The organism is Streptomyces sp. NPDC048002 (genome assembly GCF_040653275.1).
Taxonomy (GTDB): Bacteria; Actinomycetota; Actinomycetes; order Streptomycetales; family Streptomycetaceae; genus Streptomyces.
The window spans coordinates 70,854-88,448 of the sequence record NZ_JBEZNL010000025.1; the positions used below are offsets into that span (position 1 = coordinate 70,854).

Genomic DNA, 17,595 nt, shown 5'->3' on the forward strand with positions numbered 1-17,595 from the left:
CATCAGGCGACGGCGCCGCGCGGCGTGTTGGATGGGTCCATGGCCGTACCGCTCCCCCGCCCGCACCCCCACGACGCGCGCATCGCGCTCGCCGGGCTGCTCGGCGGGCTGCTCATCTGGGGCGTGGGGCTCGGCACCCGCGGCGCCGACGACCCGCTGGTGCTGTGGGAGGGCCGCCTGCCCGTCCTGGTGCCGCTCTTCGCCATGGCCGGCTGCGAGCTGCTGCGCCGCACCCGCCCCCGCACGGGTCTGCTCTTCGGCACCCTCGCGCTGACCGCGGACGGCGTCACCCAGGGCAATCTGGTGACGATCGTGATGTTCACCGACCTGGTCTACGCAGCCGTGGTGTACGGGCCGCCCGCCACCGCCCGCCGGGTGCCGTGGATCACCGGGATGATGACGGTGCTCGGCGCGGTGGTGCCGCTGGCGGTGTGGCGGGTGCCGGAGGCGCTGCTGATCGGGGTGGGCATCGGCATCGTGGCCTTCACGCCCGCCGCCACGGGCTGGATCGTGCGCAACCACCGCGACGCCGCCGAGGCGGCCCGGCTGCACGCCGAGCAGACCGCGCTCCTCGCCGAGCTGGACCGCACCCAGGCGGTCACCGCTGAGCGCGCCCGGATGGCCCGGGAACTGCACGACATGGTCGCCAACCATCTCTCCGCCATCGCCATCCACTCCACCGCCGCGCTCTCCCTGGACGACCCGCGGACCTCCCTGGAGGCGCTGACGGTGATCCGGGAGAACAGCGTCGAGGGGCTCGCCGAGATGCGCCGGCTGATCGGGATCCTGCGCGATTCCAGCGGCGACCTGGAACCGGCCGCCGCGCCCACGCTCGACGGGCTCGGGGCGCTCGTGGAGGGCGCCCGCACCAACGGCCTCGACGTCACCCTCGACACCTCGCACGACAAGCTGCCCGCGCCCGTCGAGCTGGCCGCGTACCGGATCGTCCAGGAGTCCCTGACCAACGCCCTCAAGCACGCCTCCCCCGGCCGGGTCACGGTCACCCTCGCCCAGCGCGACGGTGTCCTCGACGTCCTGGTGACCAGCCCCTACGGCGACCGCGACGGGCCGCGCGCCCCCGGTTCGGGCGCCGGACTGGTCGGGATGCGGGAGCGGGCCGCGCTGCTGGGCGGCCGCTTCGCGGCGGCGGCCGAGGACTCGGCGTGCGGCCGGGTGTGGGCCGTACGCGCCGCTCTTCCCGTGACCGAAGCCCCGCAAGGAGACCTCGCATGATCCGTGTCCTCGTCGCCGAGGACCAGTCCGCCGTACGGGCCGGGCTGGTCCTGATCCTGCGCAGCGCGCCCGACATCGAGGTGGTCGGCGAGGCGGCGGACGGCGAGCAGGCGGTGGCGCTGGCCCGGGAGCTGCGGCCGGACCTGGTGCTGATGGACGTGCAGATGCCGCGTCTTGACGGGGTGTCGGCCACCCGTCAGGTGGTGGCGGAGGGGCTGGCGGACGTACTGGTACTGACCACCTTCGACCTCGACGAGTACGTGTTCGGGGCGCTCAGGGCGGGCGCGTCGGGCTTTCTGCTGAAGAACACCGACGCGCGTGACCTGATGGCGGCCGTGCGTACGGTCGCGGGCGGCGAGGGGGTCGTCGCCCCGGCCGTGACCCGGCGGCTGATCGCGGAGTTCGCCGCACGGCCGGTGCGGGAGTCGCGGGCCGATCCGGAGGTGCTGCGGTCTCTGACCCGGCGCGAACGCGAGGTGCTCTCCTGTCTCGGGGAGGGGCTGTCCAACGCGGAGATCGCGCACCGCCTCCACATGGCGGAGGCGACGGTGAAGACGCACGTCAGCCGGTTGCTGGGCAAGCTGGAACTCCGCAGCCGCGTCCAAGCGGCGGTACTGGCGCAGGAGTTGGGGATCTAGGGAAGTTCTCCGCCGCAGTGGTCTGGACCTATTGACCTATGGTCCAGACCTTTCTATTCTCGCGGCACCGTGGGCGTGAAGGCTCAGCACGCCCTATCACCCCCTTACCCAGACAGGGAGGCGCAGTATGCGCTTCAGACACAGAGCCGCGGCAGGGTTCGCGACCTTGTTGCTCCCCTTCGCCGGCCTGGTCGGCCTCGCCTCTCCCGCTCAGGCGGCCACCGAGGCGACCGCTACCTACACCAAGGCCTCGGACTGGGGAACCGGCTTCGAGGGCAAGTGGACCGTCAAGAACACCGGTACCACGAGCATCAGTTCCTGGACCGTGGAGTGGGACTTCCCCTCCGGCACCTCCGTCACCTCCGCCTGGGACGCCGACGTCACCTCCGCCGGCACCCACTGGACCGCCAAGAACAAGTCCTGGAACGGCACCCTCGCCCCCGGCGCGTCCGTCTCCTTCGGCTTCAACGGCTCCGGCTCCGGCTCCCCCAGCAACTGCAAGCTGAACGGCGGCAGTTGTGACGGCGGACCGACCGTCCCCGGCGACGCGGCACCCTCCGCGCCCGGCACCCCGACCGCCTCCGACCTCACCAACACCTCGGTGAAGCTGTCCTGGAGCGCGGCCACCGACGACAAGGGCGTCAAGAACTACGACGTCCTGCGCGGCGGCGCCAAGGTCGCCACCGTCACCGGCACCACCTACACGGACTCCGGCCTGACCGCCGGCACCGACTACTCCTACACCGTCCAGGCCCGGGACACCGCCGACCAGACCGGCCCGGTCAGCGGCGCCGTCGCGGTCCGCACCACCGGCGGTTCCACCGACCCCGGCCCCGGGTCCAAGGTCAACCTCGGCTACTTCGTCGAGTGGGGCGTCTACGGCCGCAACTACCACGTGAAGAACCTGGTGACCTCGGGCTCCGCCTCGAAGATCACGCACATCAACTACGCGTTCGGCAACGTCAAGAACGGTCAGTGCACCGTCGACGACACCTACGCCGCCTACGACAAGGCGTACACCGCCGACCAGTCCGTCTCCGGTGTCGCCGACACCTGGGACCAGCCGCTGCGCGGCAACTTCAACCAGCTGCGCCAGCTGAAGGCCAAGTACCCGCACATCAAGGTGCTCTACTCCTTCGGCGGCTGGACCTACTCCGGCGGCTTCGGCCAGGCGGCGCAGAACGCGGCCGCGTTCGCCAAGTCCTGCAAGGCCGTCGTGGAGGACCCGCGCTGGGCCGACGTCTTCGACGGCATCGACATCGACTGGGAGTACCCGAACGCCTGCGGTCTCACCTGTGACACCTCCGGCGCCGCGGCCTTCAAGAACCTCTCCCAGGCCCTGCGTGCCGAGTTCGGCCAGGACTACCTGATCACCGCCGCCATCACCGCGGACGGCTCCGAGGGCGGCAAGATCGACGCGGCCGACTACGGCGGCGCCGCGCAGTACCTCGACTGGTACAACGTGATGACGTACGACTACTTCGGCGCCTGGGACAAGACGGGTCCGACGGCCCCGCACTCCCCGCTCACCTCGTACTCGGGCATCCCGAAGGACGGCTTCAACTCCGCGGCCGCCATCGCCAAGCTCAAGGCCAAGGGCGTCCCGGCGAGCAAGCTGCTCCTCGGTATCGGCTTCTACGGCCGCGGCTGGACCGGCGTCACCCAGTCCGCACCCGGCGGCACGGCCACCGGAGCGGCGACCGGCACCTACGAGGCCGGCATCGAGGACTACAAGGTCCTCAAGAACTCCTGCCCCGCCACCGGCACCATCGGCGGCACGGCCTACGCCCACTGCGGCACCAACTGGTGGTCCTACGACACCCCCGCCACCATCGGCACCAAGATGAGCTGGGCCAAGAGCCAGGGCCTGGGCGGTGCCTTCTTCTGGGAGTTCAGCGGCGACACCAGCAACGGTGAGCTGGTGAGCGCCATCAACACCGGACTGAAGTAGTCCGGACCTCACCTAAGCGACATTGACGCGCTGACCGGGCGGGGCTGCCTCAAGCCACGCGAGAAATCCGGTCAGCGCGTCTTCCGTCATGGCCAGCTCAAGCCGGGTGCCCCGGTGCAGACAGGTCAGGACGACGGCGTCGGAGAGCAGCGCCAGTTCCTCCTCGCCCTCGGGCAGCCGGCGTCCGGCGACCTCGATCGCGGCGCGCTCCAGGATGCGGCGCGGGCGGTAGGCGTAGGAGAAGACCCGGTACCACTCAACGCGGTCGCCGTTGTAGCGGGCGACTCCGTAGGACCAGCCCTTGCCGCTGGTGTCGGTCTTCTCCGGGGTGTCCCAGCGCAGACTGCAGTCGAAGGTGCCGCCGGACCGCTGGATGAGCCTGCGGCGCAGCCCGAAGACGAACAGCCCCAGCACCACCAGGGCCACGACGATTCCGCACACAGTCAGAGCGAGGACCATCGACACCGACCTCCTCGTCTCCTAGGTACCTGCGGATCAGGTAACGGAACGGAAAAAACTTCCAGATCTGCCTCAGCCGCGGCCGGCACCGGATCACTCCGGTCCCAGCCGCGGCTGAGTGACATCATCGCGTGGCGCGGCCTTCCCGCGGGGCCTCACGGCCCCGGGAGGCGCCCCCGGGTCAGCGGGACGCCGCGGCGCGCAGCCGGACGTCGGCGCGGCGCTCGGCGGAGGCGTCCGCGTCCGACTTGGCGCGCTCCAGCGCCCGCTCGGCGCGCTGGACGTCGATCTCGTCCGACAGCTCGGCGATCTCGGCCAGCAGCGACAGCTTGTTGTCCGCGAACGAGACGAAACCGCCGTGCACCGCGGCGACGACCGTTCCACCTTCACTCGTACGGATGGTCACCGGGCCCGACTCCAGCACACCGAGCAGCGGCTGGTGACCGGGCATGACGCCGATGTCGCCGGACGTGGTGCGCGCGACGACCAGGGTGGCCTGGCCGGACCAGACCTCACGGTCGGCCGCGACCAGCGCGACGTGCAGCTCAGCAGCCAAGGGTGGCTCCTCGGGTCACCACCCGGCGGTTGTGCCGGGTGTTGGTTACAAGTCTAGTAGGCGTGAAAGAGGGGGCGGGACGTACCCCGCCCCCTCCGATGTGAACCCAGGGGTTCACGGCGAACTCAGGGAGTTCAGGAGACGCCGAGCTCCTTGGCGTTGGCCTTCAGGTCCTCGATGCCACCGCACAGGAAGAACGCCTGCTCCGGGAAGTGGTCGTACTCGCCGTCGCAGATCGCGTTGAAGGCCGCGATCGACTCGTCCAGCGGGACGTCCGACCCGTCGACGCCGGTGAACTGCTTGGCGACGTGGGTGTTCTGGGACAGGAAGCGCTCCACGCGACGGGCACGGTGGACGACGAGCTTGTCCTCCTCGCCGAGCTCGTCGATACCGAGGATCGCGATGATGTCCTGGAGGTCCTTGTACTTCTGCAGGACGTTCTTCACGCGCATCGCGGTGTTGTAGTGGTCCGCCGCGATGTACCGCGGGTCGAGGATGCGGGACGTCGAGTCCAGCGGGTCCACGGCCGGGTAGATGCCCTTCTCGGAGATCGGACGGGAGAGAACCGTCGTCGCGTCGAGGTGGGCGAAGGTGGTGGCCGGGGCCGGGTCGGTCAGGTCGTCCGCGGGGACGTAGATCGCCTGCATCGAGGTGATCGAGTGACCACGGGTCGAGGTGATGCGCTCCTGGAGGAGACCCATCTCGTCGGCCAGGTTCGGCTGGTAACCCACCGCGGAGGGCATCCGGCCGAGCAGGGTCGACACCTCGGAACCGGCCTGCGTGAAGCGGAAGATGTTGTCGATGAAGAACAGCACGTCCTGCTTCTGCACATCGCGGAAGTACTCCGCCATGGTCAGACCGGCGAGGGCCACGCGCAGACGGGTGCCCGGGGGCTCGTCCATCTGACCGAAGACCAGGGCGGTCTTGTCGATGACGCCCGAGTCGGCCATCTCCTCGATGAGGTCGTTGCCCTCACGGGTGCGCTCACCGACACCGGCGAACACGGAGACACCGTCGTGGTTGTTGGCGACGCGGTAGATCATCTCCTGGATGAGCACCGTCTTGCCGACGCCGGCACCACCGAACAGACCGATCTTTCCACCCTTGACGTACGGGGTGAGAAGGTCGATGACCTTGACGCCGGTCTCGAACATCTCGGTCTTCGACTCGAGCTCGTCGAAGTTCGGGGCCTTGCGGTGGATGCCCCAGCGCTCGCCCTCGTACTGCTCGTCGACGTTCAGCACCTCACCGAGGGTGTTGAACACCTTGCCCTTGGTGAAGTCGCCGACGGGGACGGTGATGGAGGCACCGGTGTCGGTGACCGGGGCCTGGCGGACCAGACCGTCGGTGGGCTGCATCGAGATGGTGCGGACCAGGCCGTCACCCAGGTGCTGGGCGACCTCCAGGGTCAGCGTCTTCTTCGCGCCGTCCTGGGCCGGGTCGGCCACCTCGACGTGAAGGGCGTTGTAGATGTCGGGCATGGCGTCGACGGGGAATTCCACGTCGACGACCGGGCCGATGACCCGGGCGACGCGGCCCGTGGCAGCGGCCGTCTCAACTGTCGTCGTCATTACCTGTCACTCCCCGCGGTCGCGTCGGCCAGGGCTGCGGAGCCACCGACGATCTCGCTGATTTCCTGGGTGATTTCGGCCTGGCGGGCCGCGTTGGCAAGACGGGAGAGCGTGGTGATCAGCTCGCCCGCGTTGTCGGTCGCCGACTTCATCGCGCGCCGCGTGGCGGCGTGCTTGGAAGCGGCCGACTGGAGAAGCGCGTTGTAGATGCGGCTCTCCACATAGCGCGGCAGCAGGGCGTCGAGGACGTCCTCCGCCGAGGGCTCGAAGTCGAACAGCGGAAGGATCTCGCCCTTGGGCGCGGCCTCCGCGGCACCCGCGGCGGCAGCCGCTGATGTTACGGCTTCGAGGCTGAGCGGCAGCAGACGGTCGTCGAGCGCCGTCTGCGTCATCATCGAGACGAACTCGGTGAAGACGATGTGGAGTTCGTCCACGCCGCCCTCGACCGTCTCCTTCTCGATGGCCTCGATCAGCGGGGCCGCGACCTGCTTGGCGTCCGCGTACGAGGGCTCGTCGGTGAAGCCCGACCACGACTCCGCGACCTTGCGCTCGCGGAAGTTGTAGTGGGCCAGACCACGGCGGCCGACGATGTACGTGTCGACCTCCTTGCCCTCGGCCTCAAGACGCTCGGTCAGCTTCTCCGCCACCTTGATGGCGTTGGAGTTGAAGGCGCCGGCGAGACCACGGTCGCTCGTCAGGAGCAGCACCGCGGACCGCGTGACCGTCTCGGCCGTCGTGGTCAGCGGGTGCTTCGTGTTCGAGCCGGTACCGACCGCGGTGACCGCGCGGGTCAGCTCGGTCGCGTACGGCGTGGAGGCCGCCACCTTGCGCTGTGCCTTGACGACACGCGAGGCGGCGATCATCTCCATCGCCTTCGTGATCTTCTTGGTCGCGGTGACGGATCGGATGCGACGCTTGTAGACCCGGAGCTGGGCTCCCATGAGTCAGGTCCCTTCCTTACGTCACTTGGCCGCGGCAGGCGCGTCTTCGCCGAGAAGCTTGCCGTCCGAGGTCTCGAACTGCTTCTTGAAGTCGACGATGGCGTCCGCGACGGCGGTCAGCGTGTCGTCCGACATCTTGCCGCCCTCCTTGATGGAGGTCATGAGGCCCTGCTCCTTGCGGTGCAGGTACTCCAGCAGCTCCTTCTCGAAGCGGCGGATGTCGGCGACCGGGACGTCGTCCATCTTGCCGGTGGTCGCGGACCACACGGAGACGACCTGGTCCTCGGTCGGCATCGGCTGGTACTGCGGCTGCTTGAGCAGCTCGACCAGACGCTGACCGCGCTCCAGCTGCGACTTCGACGCGGCGTCCAGGTCGGAACCGAAGGCGGCGAACGCCTCCAGCTCGCGGTACTGGGCCAGGTCGAGGCGGAGACGGCCGGAAACCTGCTTCATCGCCTTGTGCTGCGCGGAACCACCGACTCGGGAGACGGAGATACCGACGTTCAGCGCGGGGCGCTGACCGGCGTTGAAGAGGTCCGACTCCAGGAAGCACTGGCCGTCGGTGATGGAGATGACGTTGGTCGGGATGAACGCCGACACGTCGTTGGCCTTCGTCTCGACGATCGGCAGACCCGTCATCGAACCGGCGCCCAGCTCGTCGGAGAGCTTCGCGCAGCGCTCCAGCAGACGGGAGTGCAGGTAGAAGACGTCACCCGGGTAGGCCTCACGGCCCGGCGGGCGGCGCAGCAGCAGGGACACGGCGCGGTAGGCGTCGGCCTGCTTCGACAGGTCGTCGAAGATGATGAGGACGTGCTTGCCCTCGTACATCCACTGCTGACCGATGGCCGAACCGGTGTACGGCGCCAGGTACTTGAAGCCGGCCGGGTCGGACGCCGGGGCGGCGACGATGGTCGTGTACTCCAGCGCGCCGGCCTCTTCCAGGGCGCCACGCACGGAGGCGATGGTCGAGCCCTTCTGGCCGATGGCGACGTAGACGCAGCGGACCTGCTTCTTCGGGTCGCCCGAGCGCCAGTTGTCGCGCTGGTTGATGATCGTGTCGACGGCCAGGGCGGTCTTGCCGGTCTGACGGTCACCGATGATCAGCTGACGCTGGCCACGGCCGATCGGGGTCATCGCGTCGACGGCCTTGTAGCCGGTCTCCATCGGCTCGTGCACCGACTTACGGGCCATGACGCCGGGAGCCTGAAGCTCCAGGGCGCGGCGGCCGGACGTCTCGATCTCGCCGAGGCCGTCGATCGGGTTGCCGAGCGGGTCGACGACGCGGCCGAGGTAGCCCTCGCCGACAGCCACGGAGAGCACCTCGCCGGTACGCGTGACCGGCTGACCCTCCTCGATGCCGCTGAACTCACCGAGGACGATGGCACCGATCTCGCGCTCCTCGAGGTTGAGGGCGAGGCCGAGGGTGCCGTCCTCGAACTTCAGCAGTTCGTTGGCCATGGCCGAGGGAAGACCCTCGACCTTCGCGATGCCGTCGCCGGCAAGGGTGACCGTACCGACCTCCTCGCGCGAGGCCGCGTCCGGCTTGTACGACTGGACAAAGTTCTCCAGCGCATCCCGGATCTCCTCCGGCCGGATCGTGAGCTCCGCCATCTGGGTTCCCTGCTCTCCTTGTTGGGCCCGAAGTTTCAACTTGGGGGTCTGGGGGCGACCCCCAGGAATCCTCTGCACGGCCCAACCGGGCCGTAAGTACGTACTGCCTATGAAGTTGCTGCTCAGCTCGCCATGCGGCGGCCGGCGTCATCGATGCGGTCCGCGATGGAGCCGTTGATGACCTCGTCACCGACCTGCACCCGGATACCGCCGAGGACCTCGGGGTCCACGTCGATGTTCAGGTGCATCGAGTGGCCGTAGAGCTTCGCCAGGGCGGCGCCCAGACGCTGCTTCTGCCCGTCACTCAGCGGAACCGCCGAGGTGACGACGGCGACCAGCCGGTCCCGGCGCTCCGCGGCCAGCTTGGACAGGGACTCCAGTCCCGACTCCAGGCTACGTCCACGCGGCGCGGTCACCAGACGCGTCACCAGACGCTCGGTGGTGGCGTTGGCGCGACCGCCGAGCAGGCTGCGCAGCAGCTCGCCCTTGGCGGAACCCGCCGCGGCACGGTCCGTGAGCGCGGCACGCAGCTCCGTGTTCGAGGCGACGATCCGGCCGAACCGGAACAGCTCGTCCTCGACGTCGTCGAGCACGCCCGACTGCTGAGCGGCGGTGAGGTCCGCGACGTTCGCCAGCTCCTCCAGCGCGTCCGCCAGGTCGCGCGACTGCGACCAGCGGGTGCGCACCATGCCGGAGACCAGATCGGCGGTCGTCCCGCTCACCTGGCCGCCGAGGAGACGCTCGGCGAGCGCGGCCTTGGCCTCACCGGACTGCGCCGGGTCGGTCAGGACCCGACGCAGCGACACCTCGCGGTCGAGCAGCGCGGTGACGGCGGCCAGCTCGTCGGCGAGCGTGCCGGCGTTCACGGACGTGGAGTCCGTCAGCGCGTCGAGACGCTCACGTGCGGCTGCCAGGGCCTCGCGGCTCGCTCCGTTCATCGCGCGGCCTCGGCCTTCTCCTCGAGCTCGTCGAGGAAGCGGTCGATCACGCGGGACTGGCGGGCGTGGTCCTCCAGGGACTCGCCGACCAGCTTGCCGGCCAGGTCGGTGGCGAGCTTGCCGACGTCCTGACGCAGCGCGGACGAGGCGGCCTTGCGGTCCGCCGCGATCTGGGCGTGACCGGCGGCGACGATCTCCTCGCGCTGGCGCTGACCCTCGGCACGCATCTCGGCGATGAGCGCGGCACCCTGCTCCTGCGCCTCCTGGCGCAGACGCGCGGCTTCGTGCCGGGCCTCGGCGAGCTGGGCCTTGTACTGCTCAAGGACGCTCTGGGCCTCGACCTGAGCGGCCTCGGCCTTCTCGATGCCACCTTCGATCGCCTCGCGACGCTCCTCCAGAACCTTGTTGATGTTCGGGAGCAGCTTCTTCCAGAAGAAGAAGAACACGATGGCGAAGGCGATGGCGCCGACGAGCAGCTCGGGGCCCGGAGGAACGAGCGGGCTCTGCTCCTCCTCGGCCGCCAGCTGTACCAGGTTGGCGATCACATCAGTGCCTTTCGTGGATGTGTGTCAGTAAGGGAAGTGATTACTTACCGAACACGAACGGCATGACGATGCCGATGAGGGCGAGCGCCTCACAGAAGGCGAAGCCGAGGATCTGGTTGGCGCGGATCAGGCCGGCGGCCTCGGGCTGACGGGCCAGGGCCTGGGTGCCGTTACCGAAGATGATGCCGACGCCGACGCCGGGGCCGATCGCGGCCAGACCGTAGCCGATGGAGCCGAGCGAACCGGTGACGGCGGCGAGGGTCTCAGTGGCAGCCATGCTGATTCTTCCTTCTCTTTGCGGACCGGTGGGAGTTGGCCACCGGACGTTCAGGGGGTGTGGGTGGGGCGGGACTCAGTGGTGCTCGGCGAGAGCGCCCTGGATGTACGAGCAGGCGAGGAGCACGAACACGTACGCCTGGACCGCCTGCACGAAGAGCTCGAAGAGGATCATGACGATCGTCATGACGAAGGAGACGCCGGCCGCCGGGATCATCACGCCGTTCAGCAGGTACCAGGAGGCCACGGTGAACATGACCAGCATCAGGTGACCGGCGAACATGTTGGCGAAGAGCCGGACCGCGTGGGTGAAGGGGCGGACGATCAGGTTCGAGAAGAACTCGATGACCATGACCAGCGGCAGCACCGGGCCGAGCGACTTGTCGTAGCCGGTGACGTTCTTGAAGAAGCCGACGAAGCCGTGCCTCTTGAAGGTCAGCGCGACCCAGGTGACGTAGACGATGCCGGCGAGGACGATCGGGTACGCGATGATCGACGACACCGGGAACTGTGCCAGCGGGATCACGGACCAGACGTTCATGATCCAGACGAAGAAGAACAGCGAGACCATGAGGGGGACGTACTTCTCGCCCTCACGCTTGCCGAGCGTCTCGTAGACGATGCCGCGGCGGACGAAGTCGTAGCCGGCCTCGCCGATCATCTGGAGCTTGCCCGGGACGACCTTGGCCTTGCCGAACGCCATCCAGAAGAACGAGACGACGATCAACGTGGTGAGCAGCGCGAGCAGCATCACCTTGTTGAACTCGAACCCGCCCACCGTGGCGATCGGCTTGAACAGGAACGAGTGCAGGCCCGGAGCCGGGAAGCCACAGCCGTTGTCGGACAGGATGCGGCAATCCCACTCAAAGGCGAGCTGGGTCGGGTCAGCACTCACCGCGGGCTCCTTCGGCGTGACGCATGGGTACGGCAACCTCGTTGTGTCGGCGCGGCGCGCAGCCGCGAGTCGGCACCGGACTGGTGATACGGATGTGGGGGCGGCTCTGGGGCATCAAGCCTCGCGATCGAGCAGGCGTCAGCTCGGATGCCCGCGCCCGCGATGCCGCAGTTGGAACCGGACGATAGCAGGAGTTCCCCCGGGCCTTTATCCCGCCCCTACCCCTCACGTCTTCGGCCCCGACTTCTCGGTCTTCTCGCTCTTCTCGGGTTCCGGGTCGATGTAGAAGATCTTGGCCTTCATGTGCGCGCGTGCCTGCGCGGCCATCCACACGACGGTCGCGACGACGAGCGCCACCGCGAACGCCTTCGCGTTGAAGAGAGAGGTGTCCTGGAAGAGGGCTACGAAGATCAGGAGAAGCAGGAGCTGGGCGACGTAGAGCATCAGCCCCATGGCCTGGAACAGCTGCGGGAGCGTTTTTGCCGTCCACTGCAGGACGTACAGGCCGATCCCCATGAAGAGGATCGCGAGCAGCGTACCGATCGTCGCGCCGAGCGCGCCCTTGCCGCCGGCGACCGCAGCGCTGACGGCGACGACGATCGCGCCGACAGCCGCTGTGGGCACAGCGCACTGCAGAAGATTCCGGGCGTCATGGGACGGCATGGCGGCAACTCCGCTTTTCACAGGGGGCAGGGTGTCGTCATGGACGAGCGTAGTCCCGGTCGGAGGGGGTGAAGACCTCACACCGTCGGACCGTCGCACTACGGTCCTTCGACTCTGTCCGGGTTCTCGTGAACGGTATCACAAACTATTTGATGAGGTCTTTACCTGGTTGGTGTGCTCGGTGTCACACATGAGGGTGACAGCGCGCATATGTGCTGGAACGGCGCCCTTATGTCTGGTATTGGGGCGCTTCGCTCCCCCACGGTTTGGCAATGCTCTAGTCAGATTCTTACCTTGCCGTCAGCGGGACGAGCCGGCCTTCCGCCGGTCCAGGAAGCGCGAACGGGCGCCGAGAGCGGTGGCCCCGTTGACGGACCCGTTGACCCCGGCGGCCACCGGAGTGCGCGGTTCCTCCTCCTCGGCCGGAGCGGCCTCGCCGCCCGGCGTCCGCGGAGTGGCCGCCGCCGGCTCCGCCACGGGCCCCCGGCGCCGGTAGCGCGGCGGCACCAGCGCCTGCGCCCACCGCGGGACGCGGGGCGTGAAGCGCGGCAGCAGCAACAGGACCAGCCCGAGTGCGCTGAGGATCACCACGCCGAGCACGATCCACATGGACGCCGAGTTCACCGAGTAGGCCAGGGCACCGAACGCGATCAGCGCCGACCAGAAGTACATGATCAGGACGGCCCGGCTGTGCGAGTGGCCGATCTCCAGCAGGCGGTGGTGCAGATGCCCCCGGTCCGCCGCGAACGGGGACTGGCCCCGCCAGGTGCGCCGCACGATGGCCAGCACCAGGTCGGCGGCCGGGATGGCGATGATGGTCAGCGGCAGCAGCAGCGGGATGTACACCGGCACCGTCTGGTGCACGGCCGCCTTCTCCGACCCCGCGAACAGCTTCAGGGCGTCCGGGTCGACCTGTCCCGTGATGGAGATCGCACCCGCGGCGAGCACCAGGCCGATCAGCATCGACCCGGAGTCGCCCATGAAGATCCGCGCCGGGTGCATGTTGTGCGGCAGGAAGCCCAGGCACATGCCCATCAGGATCGCCGAGAACAGGGTGGCCGGCGCCGCGGCCTCGATGCCGTACGACACCCACACGCGGTAGGCGTAGAGGAAGAACGCCGCCGAGGCGATGCAGACCATGCCCGCCGCGAGACCGTCGAGACCGTCGACGAAGTTGACCGCGTTGATGGTGATGACGACCAGCGCCACCGTCAGCAGGGTCCCCTGCCACTGGGTCAGCGCCACCGAGCCGAAGCCGGGGATCGGCAGCCACAGGATCGTCAGACCCTGCATGACCATGACGCCGGCGGCGATCATCTGGCCGCCCAGCTTGATCAGGGCGTCGATCTCGAACTTGTCGTCCAGGACACCGATCAGCCAGATCAGCGCGGCGCCGGAGAGCAGCGCCCGCGGCTCGTTGGAGTTCTCGAAGACCGTGCTGAGGTTCGCCAGGTGGTCGGCGACCAGCAGTCCCGCGCACAGGCCGAAGAACATGGCGATACCGCCGAGGCGCGGAGTCGGTTCCCGGTGCACGTCACGTGCCCGGATCTCCGGCATCGCCCCGGCCACGATCGCGAACTTCCGCACCGGCCCTGTGAGCAGGTACGTCACCGCGGCCGTGATGCAGAGCGTCAGCAGGTATTCACGCACGGGCTTCCCCACAGGTCTCGCTGGCCATCTCAGCCCCACACCCTAGCGAGGCGCGCATATGGTTGGGGACTTCCGGGTAGCGACGATGGTTGCACGTGTGGCTGTGCACCCGGGTGCGGGTACCCCCGCTCAGCCGGGATACGGGGGAAATCCGGCGGCCAGCTCCCTCACTTCTTCACGCACGCGCACGGCCTCGGCCTCGCCGCGCAGCACCCCCGCCAGCAGGGCCGCGATCCGCGCCATCTCCTTCTCCCCCATGCCCTGGGTGGTCAGCGCCGCCGTGCCCAGGCGCAGGCCCCGGGCGTCGCCGTGCGGCAGGGCGCAGCAGTCCAGGACGATCCCGGCGGCGGCGAGCAGTCCGCGCCCGGTCCGGCCGTCGACGCCGAGGGGGGCGGGGTCGGCGGTGATCAGGTGGGTGTCGGTGCCGCCGGTGGTGACGACGAGGCCCTCCGCGGCGAGTCCCGCGGCCAGGACCCGGGCATTGGCGACCACCTGATGGGCGTACGCGGTGAACGCCGGTGTCGCCGCCTCGCCGAACGCGACGGCCTTGGCGGCGATGGTGTGCATCTGGGCACCGCCCTGGGTGAACGGGAACACCGCCCGGTCCACCCGCTCGGCCAGTTCGTCGCCGCACAGGACCATCCCGCCGCGCGGACCGCGCAGCACCTTGTGGGTGGTGGCGCACACGATGTCGGCGTACGGCACCGGACTGGGCGCCGCTCCCCCGGCGACGAGCCCGATGGGATGGGCGGCGTCGGCGATGAGATACGCGCCGGCCTCGTCGGCGATCTCCCGGAAGAGGGCGTAGTCGATGTGGCGGGGGTAGGCGATCGACCCGCAGACGATGGCCTTCGGCCGGTGCGTGCGGGCGAGGGACCGCACCTGGTCGTGGTCGATCAGCCCGGTCTCGGCGTCCACGCCGTAGGGCACGAAGTCGAACCAGCGGCCGGAGAAGTTGGCGGGCGAACCGTGGGTGAGGTGGCCGCCGTAGGGCAGGCCGAGCGCCAGGACCGTGTCCCCGGGCCGCAGCAGCGCCGCGTACGCGGCCAGGACGGCCGAGGAGCCGGAGTGGGACTGGACGTTGGCGTGCTCGGCGCCGAACAGCGCCCTGGCCCGGTCGACCGCGATCCGCTCGGCGACGTCGACCAGCTCGCAGCCGCCGTGGTGCCGGGCTCCGGGGTAGCCCTCGGCGTACTTGTTGGCGAGCGGGGAGCCGAGCGCGGCCAGCACGGCCGGCGAGGTGAAGTTCTCGGCGGCGATCATCTGGAGCGTCGTCGCCTGCCGGTCCCGTTCCGCGAGCAGGACCTCCGCCAGCTCGGGATCCTGCCGGCGCAGGACATCGGCCTCGACGAGAACAGGGGTGACCGACATGGTGGGCTCCGGGCGTCGACGGTGACGTAAGCCCAATGTAGGCCCGGTGCCGTCGGCCCGCGCGGCTACATCCGCGCGGGTACTCCGGTCAGGGCCGTCACGACGGGATCCAGCGCCTGGTGTATCTCGTCGCCGATGGAGCGGAAGAAGGTGAGCGGGGCGCCGTAGGGGTCGAAGACCTCGTCCGCCTCCGCGGTGGGCGCCAGCAGCCAGCCGCGCAGCGCGGCGGCGGCCCGGACCAGGGCGCGGGCGCGCTCGACGACGCCGTCCTCCAGCGGAGGCAGCGTCGCCGGGTCGATGGCCCGCACCAGGCGGGTGAACTCCTTCAGCGTGAAGGTGCGCAGGCCCGCCGAGTGGCCCATCGAGACCACCTGGGCGCGGTGGTCCCGGGTCGCGGTCAGGACCAGGTCGGCCCGGATCACGTGTTCGTCGAGGAGCTCCCGGCCGACGAACCCGGAGGCGTCCGCGCCGAAGTCGGCCAGCACGGTCTCCGCGTTGGCCTCCATGGGGGCGCCCTCGTGGCCCCAGGTGCCCGCGCTCTCCACGATCAGCGCACCGCCGAGGATGCCGAGCCGCTGCGCCACGAAATGGCGGGTCAGCCGCTCGGTGATCGGCGAGCGGCACACATTGCCGGTGCTGACGTGGAGGATGCGGAAGCTGTCGCGCGGAAGCCCGACGAAAGTGGTCGTGATCTCCGCAGCACGTTCCCCGTTGCCTATGCCACGCCCCGCGTCAGGGGCTGTCAATTCGCCACCTCGAGGTCGGGGACGACCTTGCGCAGCTCGTCCGCCGAGATCGCGCCCGCGCGCAGCAGCAGCGGCACCTCACGGGTGACGTCGACGATCGAGGAGGGGACGTTGCCGGGCGTGGGGCCGCCGTCGAGGTAGACGGAGACGGAGTCGCCGAGCATGCCCTGGGCGGCGTCGCAGTCCTCCGGCGCCGGGTGCCCGGTGAGGTTGGCCGAGGAGACGGCCATCGGGCCGACGTCGGTGAGCAGCTCGATGGCGACCGGGTGCAGCGGCATGCGCACGGCGACCGTGCCCCGGGTGTCGCCGAGGTCCCACTGGAGGGACGGCTGGTGCTTGGCGACCAGGGTCAGCGCGCCCGGCCAGAACGCGTCGACGAGTTCCCAGGCCAGCTCGGAGAAGTCGGTGACCAGTCCGTGCAGGGTGTTCGGGGAGCCGATGAGCACGGGCGTGGGCATGTTGCGGCCCCGGCCCTTGGCGTCGAGCAGGTCGCCCACGGCCTCCTTGGAGAAGGCGTCGGCACCGATGCCGTACACGGTGTCCGTCGGCAGCACCACGAGCTCGCCACGGCGGACGGCGGACGCGGCCTCGCGCAGACCGGTCGTGCGGTCGGTCGCGTCGTTGGTGTCGTAACGCCGTGCCATATCTAGCGGGCCTCCTCGTACACGTACTGCTGCGGGAAAAGAGTCTGGACGGTCACGGCGTCGCCTTGCGGGCGGTGGCGAAGCGCGGCCGCTTGTTGAGGTCGGGGTGGTCGGCCGCGTCGGCCCAGCCCCGCTCCTCGGTGAAGATCCACGGCACCTGGCCGCCCTGGGTGTCGGCGTGCTCGACGACGACCACGCCGCCGGGGCGCAGCAACCGGTGCGCGGTGCGCTCCAGACCGCGGATGAGTTCGAGGCCGTCCTCGCCGGAGAACAGGGCGAGTTCGGGATCGTAGTCGCGTGCCTCGGGGGCCACGTACTCCCACTCGGTGAGCGGGATGTACGGCGGGTTGGAGATGACCAGGTCGACCTGGCCGTCGAGGTCGGGGAAGGCGTCGAGGGCGTTGCCCTGCCGCAGGTCGACCCTGGACCCCTCCATGTTCTTGCGGGTCCAGCGCAGCGCGTCCTCGGACAGCTCGACGGCGTGCACCCGGGAGCGCGGGACCTCCTGGGCGAGGGCGAGCGCGATGGCGCCCGAGCCCGTGCAGAGGTCGACGATGAGCGGCTCGACCACGTCCATCGCGCGTACGGCGTCTATGGCCCAGCCCACCACCGACTCCGTCTCGGGGCGGGGCACGAAGACGCCGGGCCCGACCTGGAGCTCCAGGTACCGGAAGAAGGCGCGGCCGGTGATGTGCTGGAGCGGCTCGCGCTGCTCCCGGCGGGCGATGACCTCCCAGTACCGGGCGTCGAAGTCGGCGTCCTTGACCGAGTGCAGCGCGCCACGCTTCACGCCGTGCACGAACGCGGCGAGTTCCTCCGCGTCGTTGCGCGGCGAGGGCACGCCGGCGTCGGCCAGCCGCTGGGTGGCCTGCGCCACCTCCGCGAGCAGCAGGTTCACGCTCGTCCT

The 17,595-nt window shown here is 69.5% G+C and carries 18 protein-coding genes; 3 read left to right on the forward strand and 15 right to left on the reverse strand.

Going from position 1 to position 17,595, the window contains the following annotated elements:
* Positions 1-39: 39 nt before the first annotated feature.
* The 3 genes from AB0E07_RS26725 (at position 40) to AB0E07_RS26735 (ending at position 3,822) form a co-directional block, all read left to right on the forward strand.
* Entirely contained in the window at positions 40-1,233 is a 1,194-nt protein-coding gene (locus tag AB0E07_RS26725; protein ID WP_362257209.1) for a histidine kinase, read from the forward strand.
* Entirely contained in the window at positions 1,230-1,871 is a 642-nt protein-coding gene (locus AB0E07_RS26730) for a response regulator transcription factor (protein ID WP_362257212.1), read from the forward strand. The genes AB0E07_RS26725 and AB0E07_RS26730 overlap by 4 nt, the downstream gene beginning before the upstream one ends.
* A 127-nt stretch (positions 1,872-1,998) precedes the next feature.
* A complete protein-coding gene (locus AB0E07_RS26735) occupies positions 1,999-3,822 on the forward strand; it encodes a glycoside hydrolase family 18 chitinase (RefSeq protein WP_362257215.1) in 1,824 nt (607 codons plus the stop codon).
* 12 nt (positions 3,823-3,834) lie between these two features.
* Here AB0E07_RS26735 and AB0E07_RS26740 read toward each other — a convergent pair whose 3' ends face one another.
* From AB0E07_RS26740 to prmC, 15 genes are all read right to left on the reverse strand, one after another.
* Positions 3,835-4,281 carry a DUF2550 domain-containing protein gene (locus AB0E07_RS26740; protein WP_362257218.1) on the reverse strand — a complete coding sequence of 149 codons (447 nt, stop codon included), beginning with the start codon at positions 4,279-4,281 and terminating at the stop codon, positions 3,835-3,837.
* A 181-nt stretch (positions 4,282-4,462) separates the two neighbouring features.
* A complete protein-coding gene (locus AB0E07_RS26745; protein ID WP_362257221.1) occupies positions 4,463-4,837 on the reverse strand; it encodes a F0F1 ATP synthase subunit epsilon in 375 nt (124 codons plus the stop codon).
* A gap of 134 nt (positions 4,838-4,971) precedes the next feature.
* Positions 4,972-6,408: a F0F1 ATP synthase subunit beta gene (gene atpD, locus AB0E07_RS26750; RefSeq protein WP_362257223.1), complete on the reverse strand. Its 1,437-nt coding sequence runs from the start codon at positions 6,406-6,408 to the stop codon at positions 4,972-4,974.
* Positions 6,408-7,349, reverse strand: a complete 942-nt coding sequence (locus AB0E07_RS26755; protein ID WP_362257225.1) for a F0F1 ATP synthase subunit gamma — start codon at positions 7,347-7,349, stop codon at positions 6,408-6,410. The genes atpD and AB0E07_RS26755 overlap by 1 nt, the downstream gene beginning before the upstream one ends.
* Positions 7,350-7,370: 21 nt before the next feature.
* Positions 7,371-8,960 (reverse strand): F0F1 ATP synthase subunit alpha, encoded by a 1,590-nt coding sequence (gene atpA / locus AB0E07_RS26760; protein ID WP_362257228.1) that lies wholly within the window; start codon positions 8,958-8,960, stop codon positions 7,371-7,373.
* Positions 8,961-9,082: 122 nt separating this feature from the next.
* Positions 9,083-9,898: a F0F1 ATP synthase subunit delta gene (locus AB0E07_RS26765; protein WP_362257231.1), complete on the reverse strand. Its 816-nt coding sequence runs from the start codon at positions 9,896-9,898 to the stop codon at positions 9,083-9,085.
* On the reverse strand, positions 9,895-10,443 hold the full coding sequence (locus AB0E07_RS26770) for a F0F1 ATP synthase subunit B (RefSeq protein ID WP_351923067.1): 549 nt from the start codon (positions 10,441-10,443) through the stop codon (positions 9,895-9,897). Before AB0E07_RS26770 ends, AB0E07_RS26765 begins: the two co-directional genes overlap by 4 nt.
* Before the next feature lie 40 nt (positions 10,444-10,483).
* Positions 10,484-10,720, reverse strand: coding sequence for a F0F1 ATP synthase subunit C (locus AB0E07_RS26775; protein WP_285510094.1), 237 nt, complete (start codon positions 10,718-10,720; stop codon positions 10,484-10,486).
* A 75-nt stretch (positions 10,721-10,795) separates the two neighbouring features.
* On the reverse strand, positions 10,796-11,566 hold the full coding sequence (gene atpB / locus AB0E07_RS26780) for a F0F1 ATP synthase subunit A (protein ID WP_362257351.1): 771 nt from the start codon (positions 11,564-11,566) through the stop codon (positions 10,796-10,798).
* Positions 11,567-11,839: 273 nt separating this feature from the next.
* On the reverse strand, positions 11,840-12,277 hold the full coding sequence (locus AB0E07_RS26785; RefSeq protein ID WP_362257236.1) for a hypothetical protein: 438 nt from the start codon (positions 12,275-12,277) through the stop codon (positions 11,840-11,842).
* 300 nt (positions 12,278-12,577) lie between these two features.
* Entirely contained in the window at positions 12,578-13,927 is a 1,350-nt protein-coding gene (locus AB0E07_RS26790) for an MraY family glycosyltransferase (protein ID WP_362257239.1), read from the reverse strand.
* 129 nt (positions 13,928-14,056) lie between these two features.
* Positions 14,057-15,298, reverse strand: coding sequence for a serine hydroxymethyltransferase (gene glyA, locus AB0E07_RS26795; protein ID WP_362257242.1), 1,242 nt, complete (start codon positions 15,296-15,298; stop codon positions 14,057-14,059).
* A gap of 65 nt (positions 15,299-15,363) precedes the next feature.
* Complete coding sequence (locus AB0E07_RS26800) at positions 15,364-16,044, reverse strand: protein-tyrosine-phosphatase (RefSeq protein ID WP_362257245.1); 681 nt, start codon at positions 16,042-16,044, stop codon at positions 15,364-15,366.
* Complete coding sequence (locus tag AB0E07_RS26805; RefSeq protein ID WP_362257248.1) at positions 16,041-16,688, reverse strand: L-threonylcarbamoyladenylate synthase; 648 nt, start codon at positions 16,686-16,688, stop codon at positions 16,041-16,043. The genes AB0E07_RS26800 and AB0E07_RS26805 overlap by 4 nt, the downstream gene beginning before the upstream one ends.
* A 52-nt stretch (positions 16,689-16,740) precedes the next feature.
* On the reverse strand, positions 16,741-17,586 hold the full coding sequence (gene prmC, locus AB0E07_RS26810) for a peptide chain release factor N(5)-glutamine methyltransferase (protein WP_362257251.1): 846 nt from the start codon (positions 17,584-17,586) through the stop codon (positions 16,741-16,743).
* Between the last annotated feature and the right edge of the window lie 9 nt (positions 17,587-17,595).

Bases quoted from the DNA above. Each gene is read 5' to 3' on its own strand.
- AB0E07_RS26765 (WP_362257231.1), bottom strand. From the start codon at position 9,898: ATGAACGGAGCGAGCCGCGAGGCCCTGGCAGCCGCACGTGAGCGTCTC.
- AB0E07_RS26775 (WP_285510094.1), bottom strand. From the start codon at position 10,720: ATGGCTGCCACTGAGACCCTCGCCGCCGTCACCGGTTCGCTCGGCTCC.
- AB0E07_RS26785 (WP_362257236.1), bottom strand. From the start codon at position 12,277: ATGCCGTCCCATGACGCCCGGAATCTTCTGCAGTGCGCTGTGCCCACA.
- atpA (WP_362257228.1), bottom strand. From the start codon at position 8,960: ATGGCGGAGCTCACGATCCGGCCGGAGGAGATCCGGGATGCGCTGGAG.
- AB0E07_RS26735 (WP_362257215.1), top strand. From the start codon at position 1,999: ATGCGCTTCAGACACAGAGCCGCGGCAGGGTTCGCGACCTTGTTGCTC.
- AB0E07_RS26755 (WP_362257225.1), bottom strand. From the start codon at position 7,349: ATGGGAGCCCAGCTCCGGGTCTACAAGCGTCGCATCCGATCCGTCACC.
- AB0E07_RS26730 (WP_362257212.1), top strand. From the start codon at position 1,230: ATGATCCGTGTCCTCGTCGCCGAGGACCAGTCCGCCGTACGGGCCGGG.
- glyA (WP_362257242.1), bottom strand. From the start codon at position 15,298: ATGTCGGTCACCCCTGTTCTCGTCGAGGCCGATGTCCTGCGCCGGCAG.
- atpD (WP_362257223.1), bottom strand. From the start codon at position 6,408: ATGACGACGACAGTTGAGACGGCCGCTGCCACGGGCCGCGTCGCCCGG.
- AB0E07_RS26805 (WP_362257248.1), bottom strand. From the start codon at position 16,688: ATGGCACGGCGTTACGACACCAACGACGCGACCGACCGCACGACCGGT.
- AB0E07_RS26725 (WP_362257209.1), top strand. From the start codon at position 40: ATGGCCGTACCGCTCCCCCGCCCGCACCCCCACGACGCGCGCATCGCG.
- AB0E07_RS26740 (WP_362257218.1), bottom strand. From the start codon at position 4,281: ATGGTCCTCGCTCTGACTGTGTGCGGAATCGTCGTGGCCCTGGTGGTG.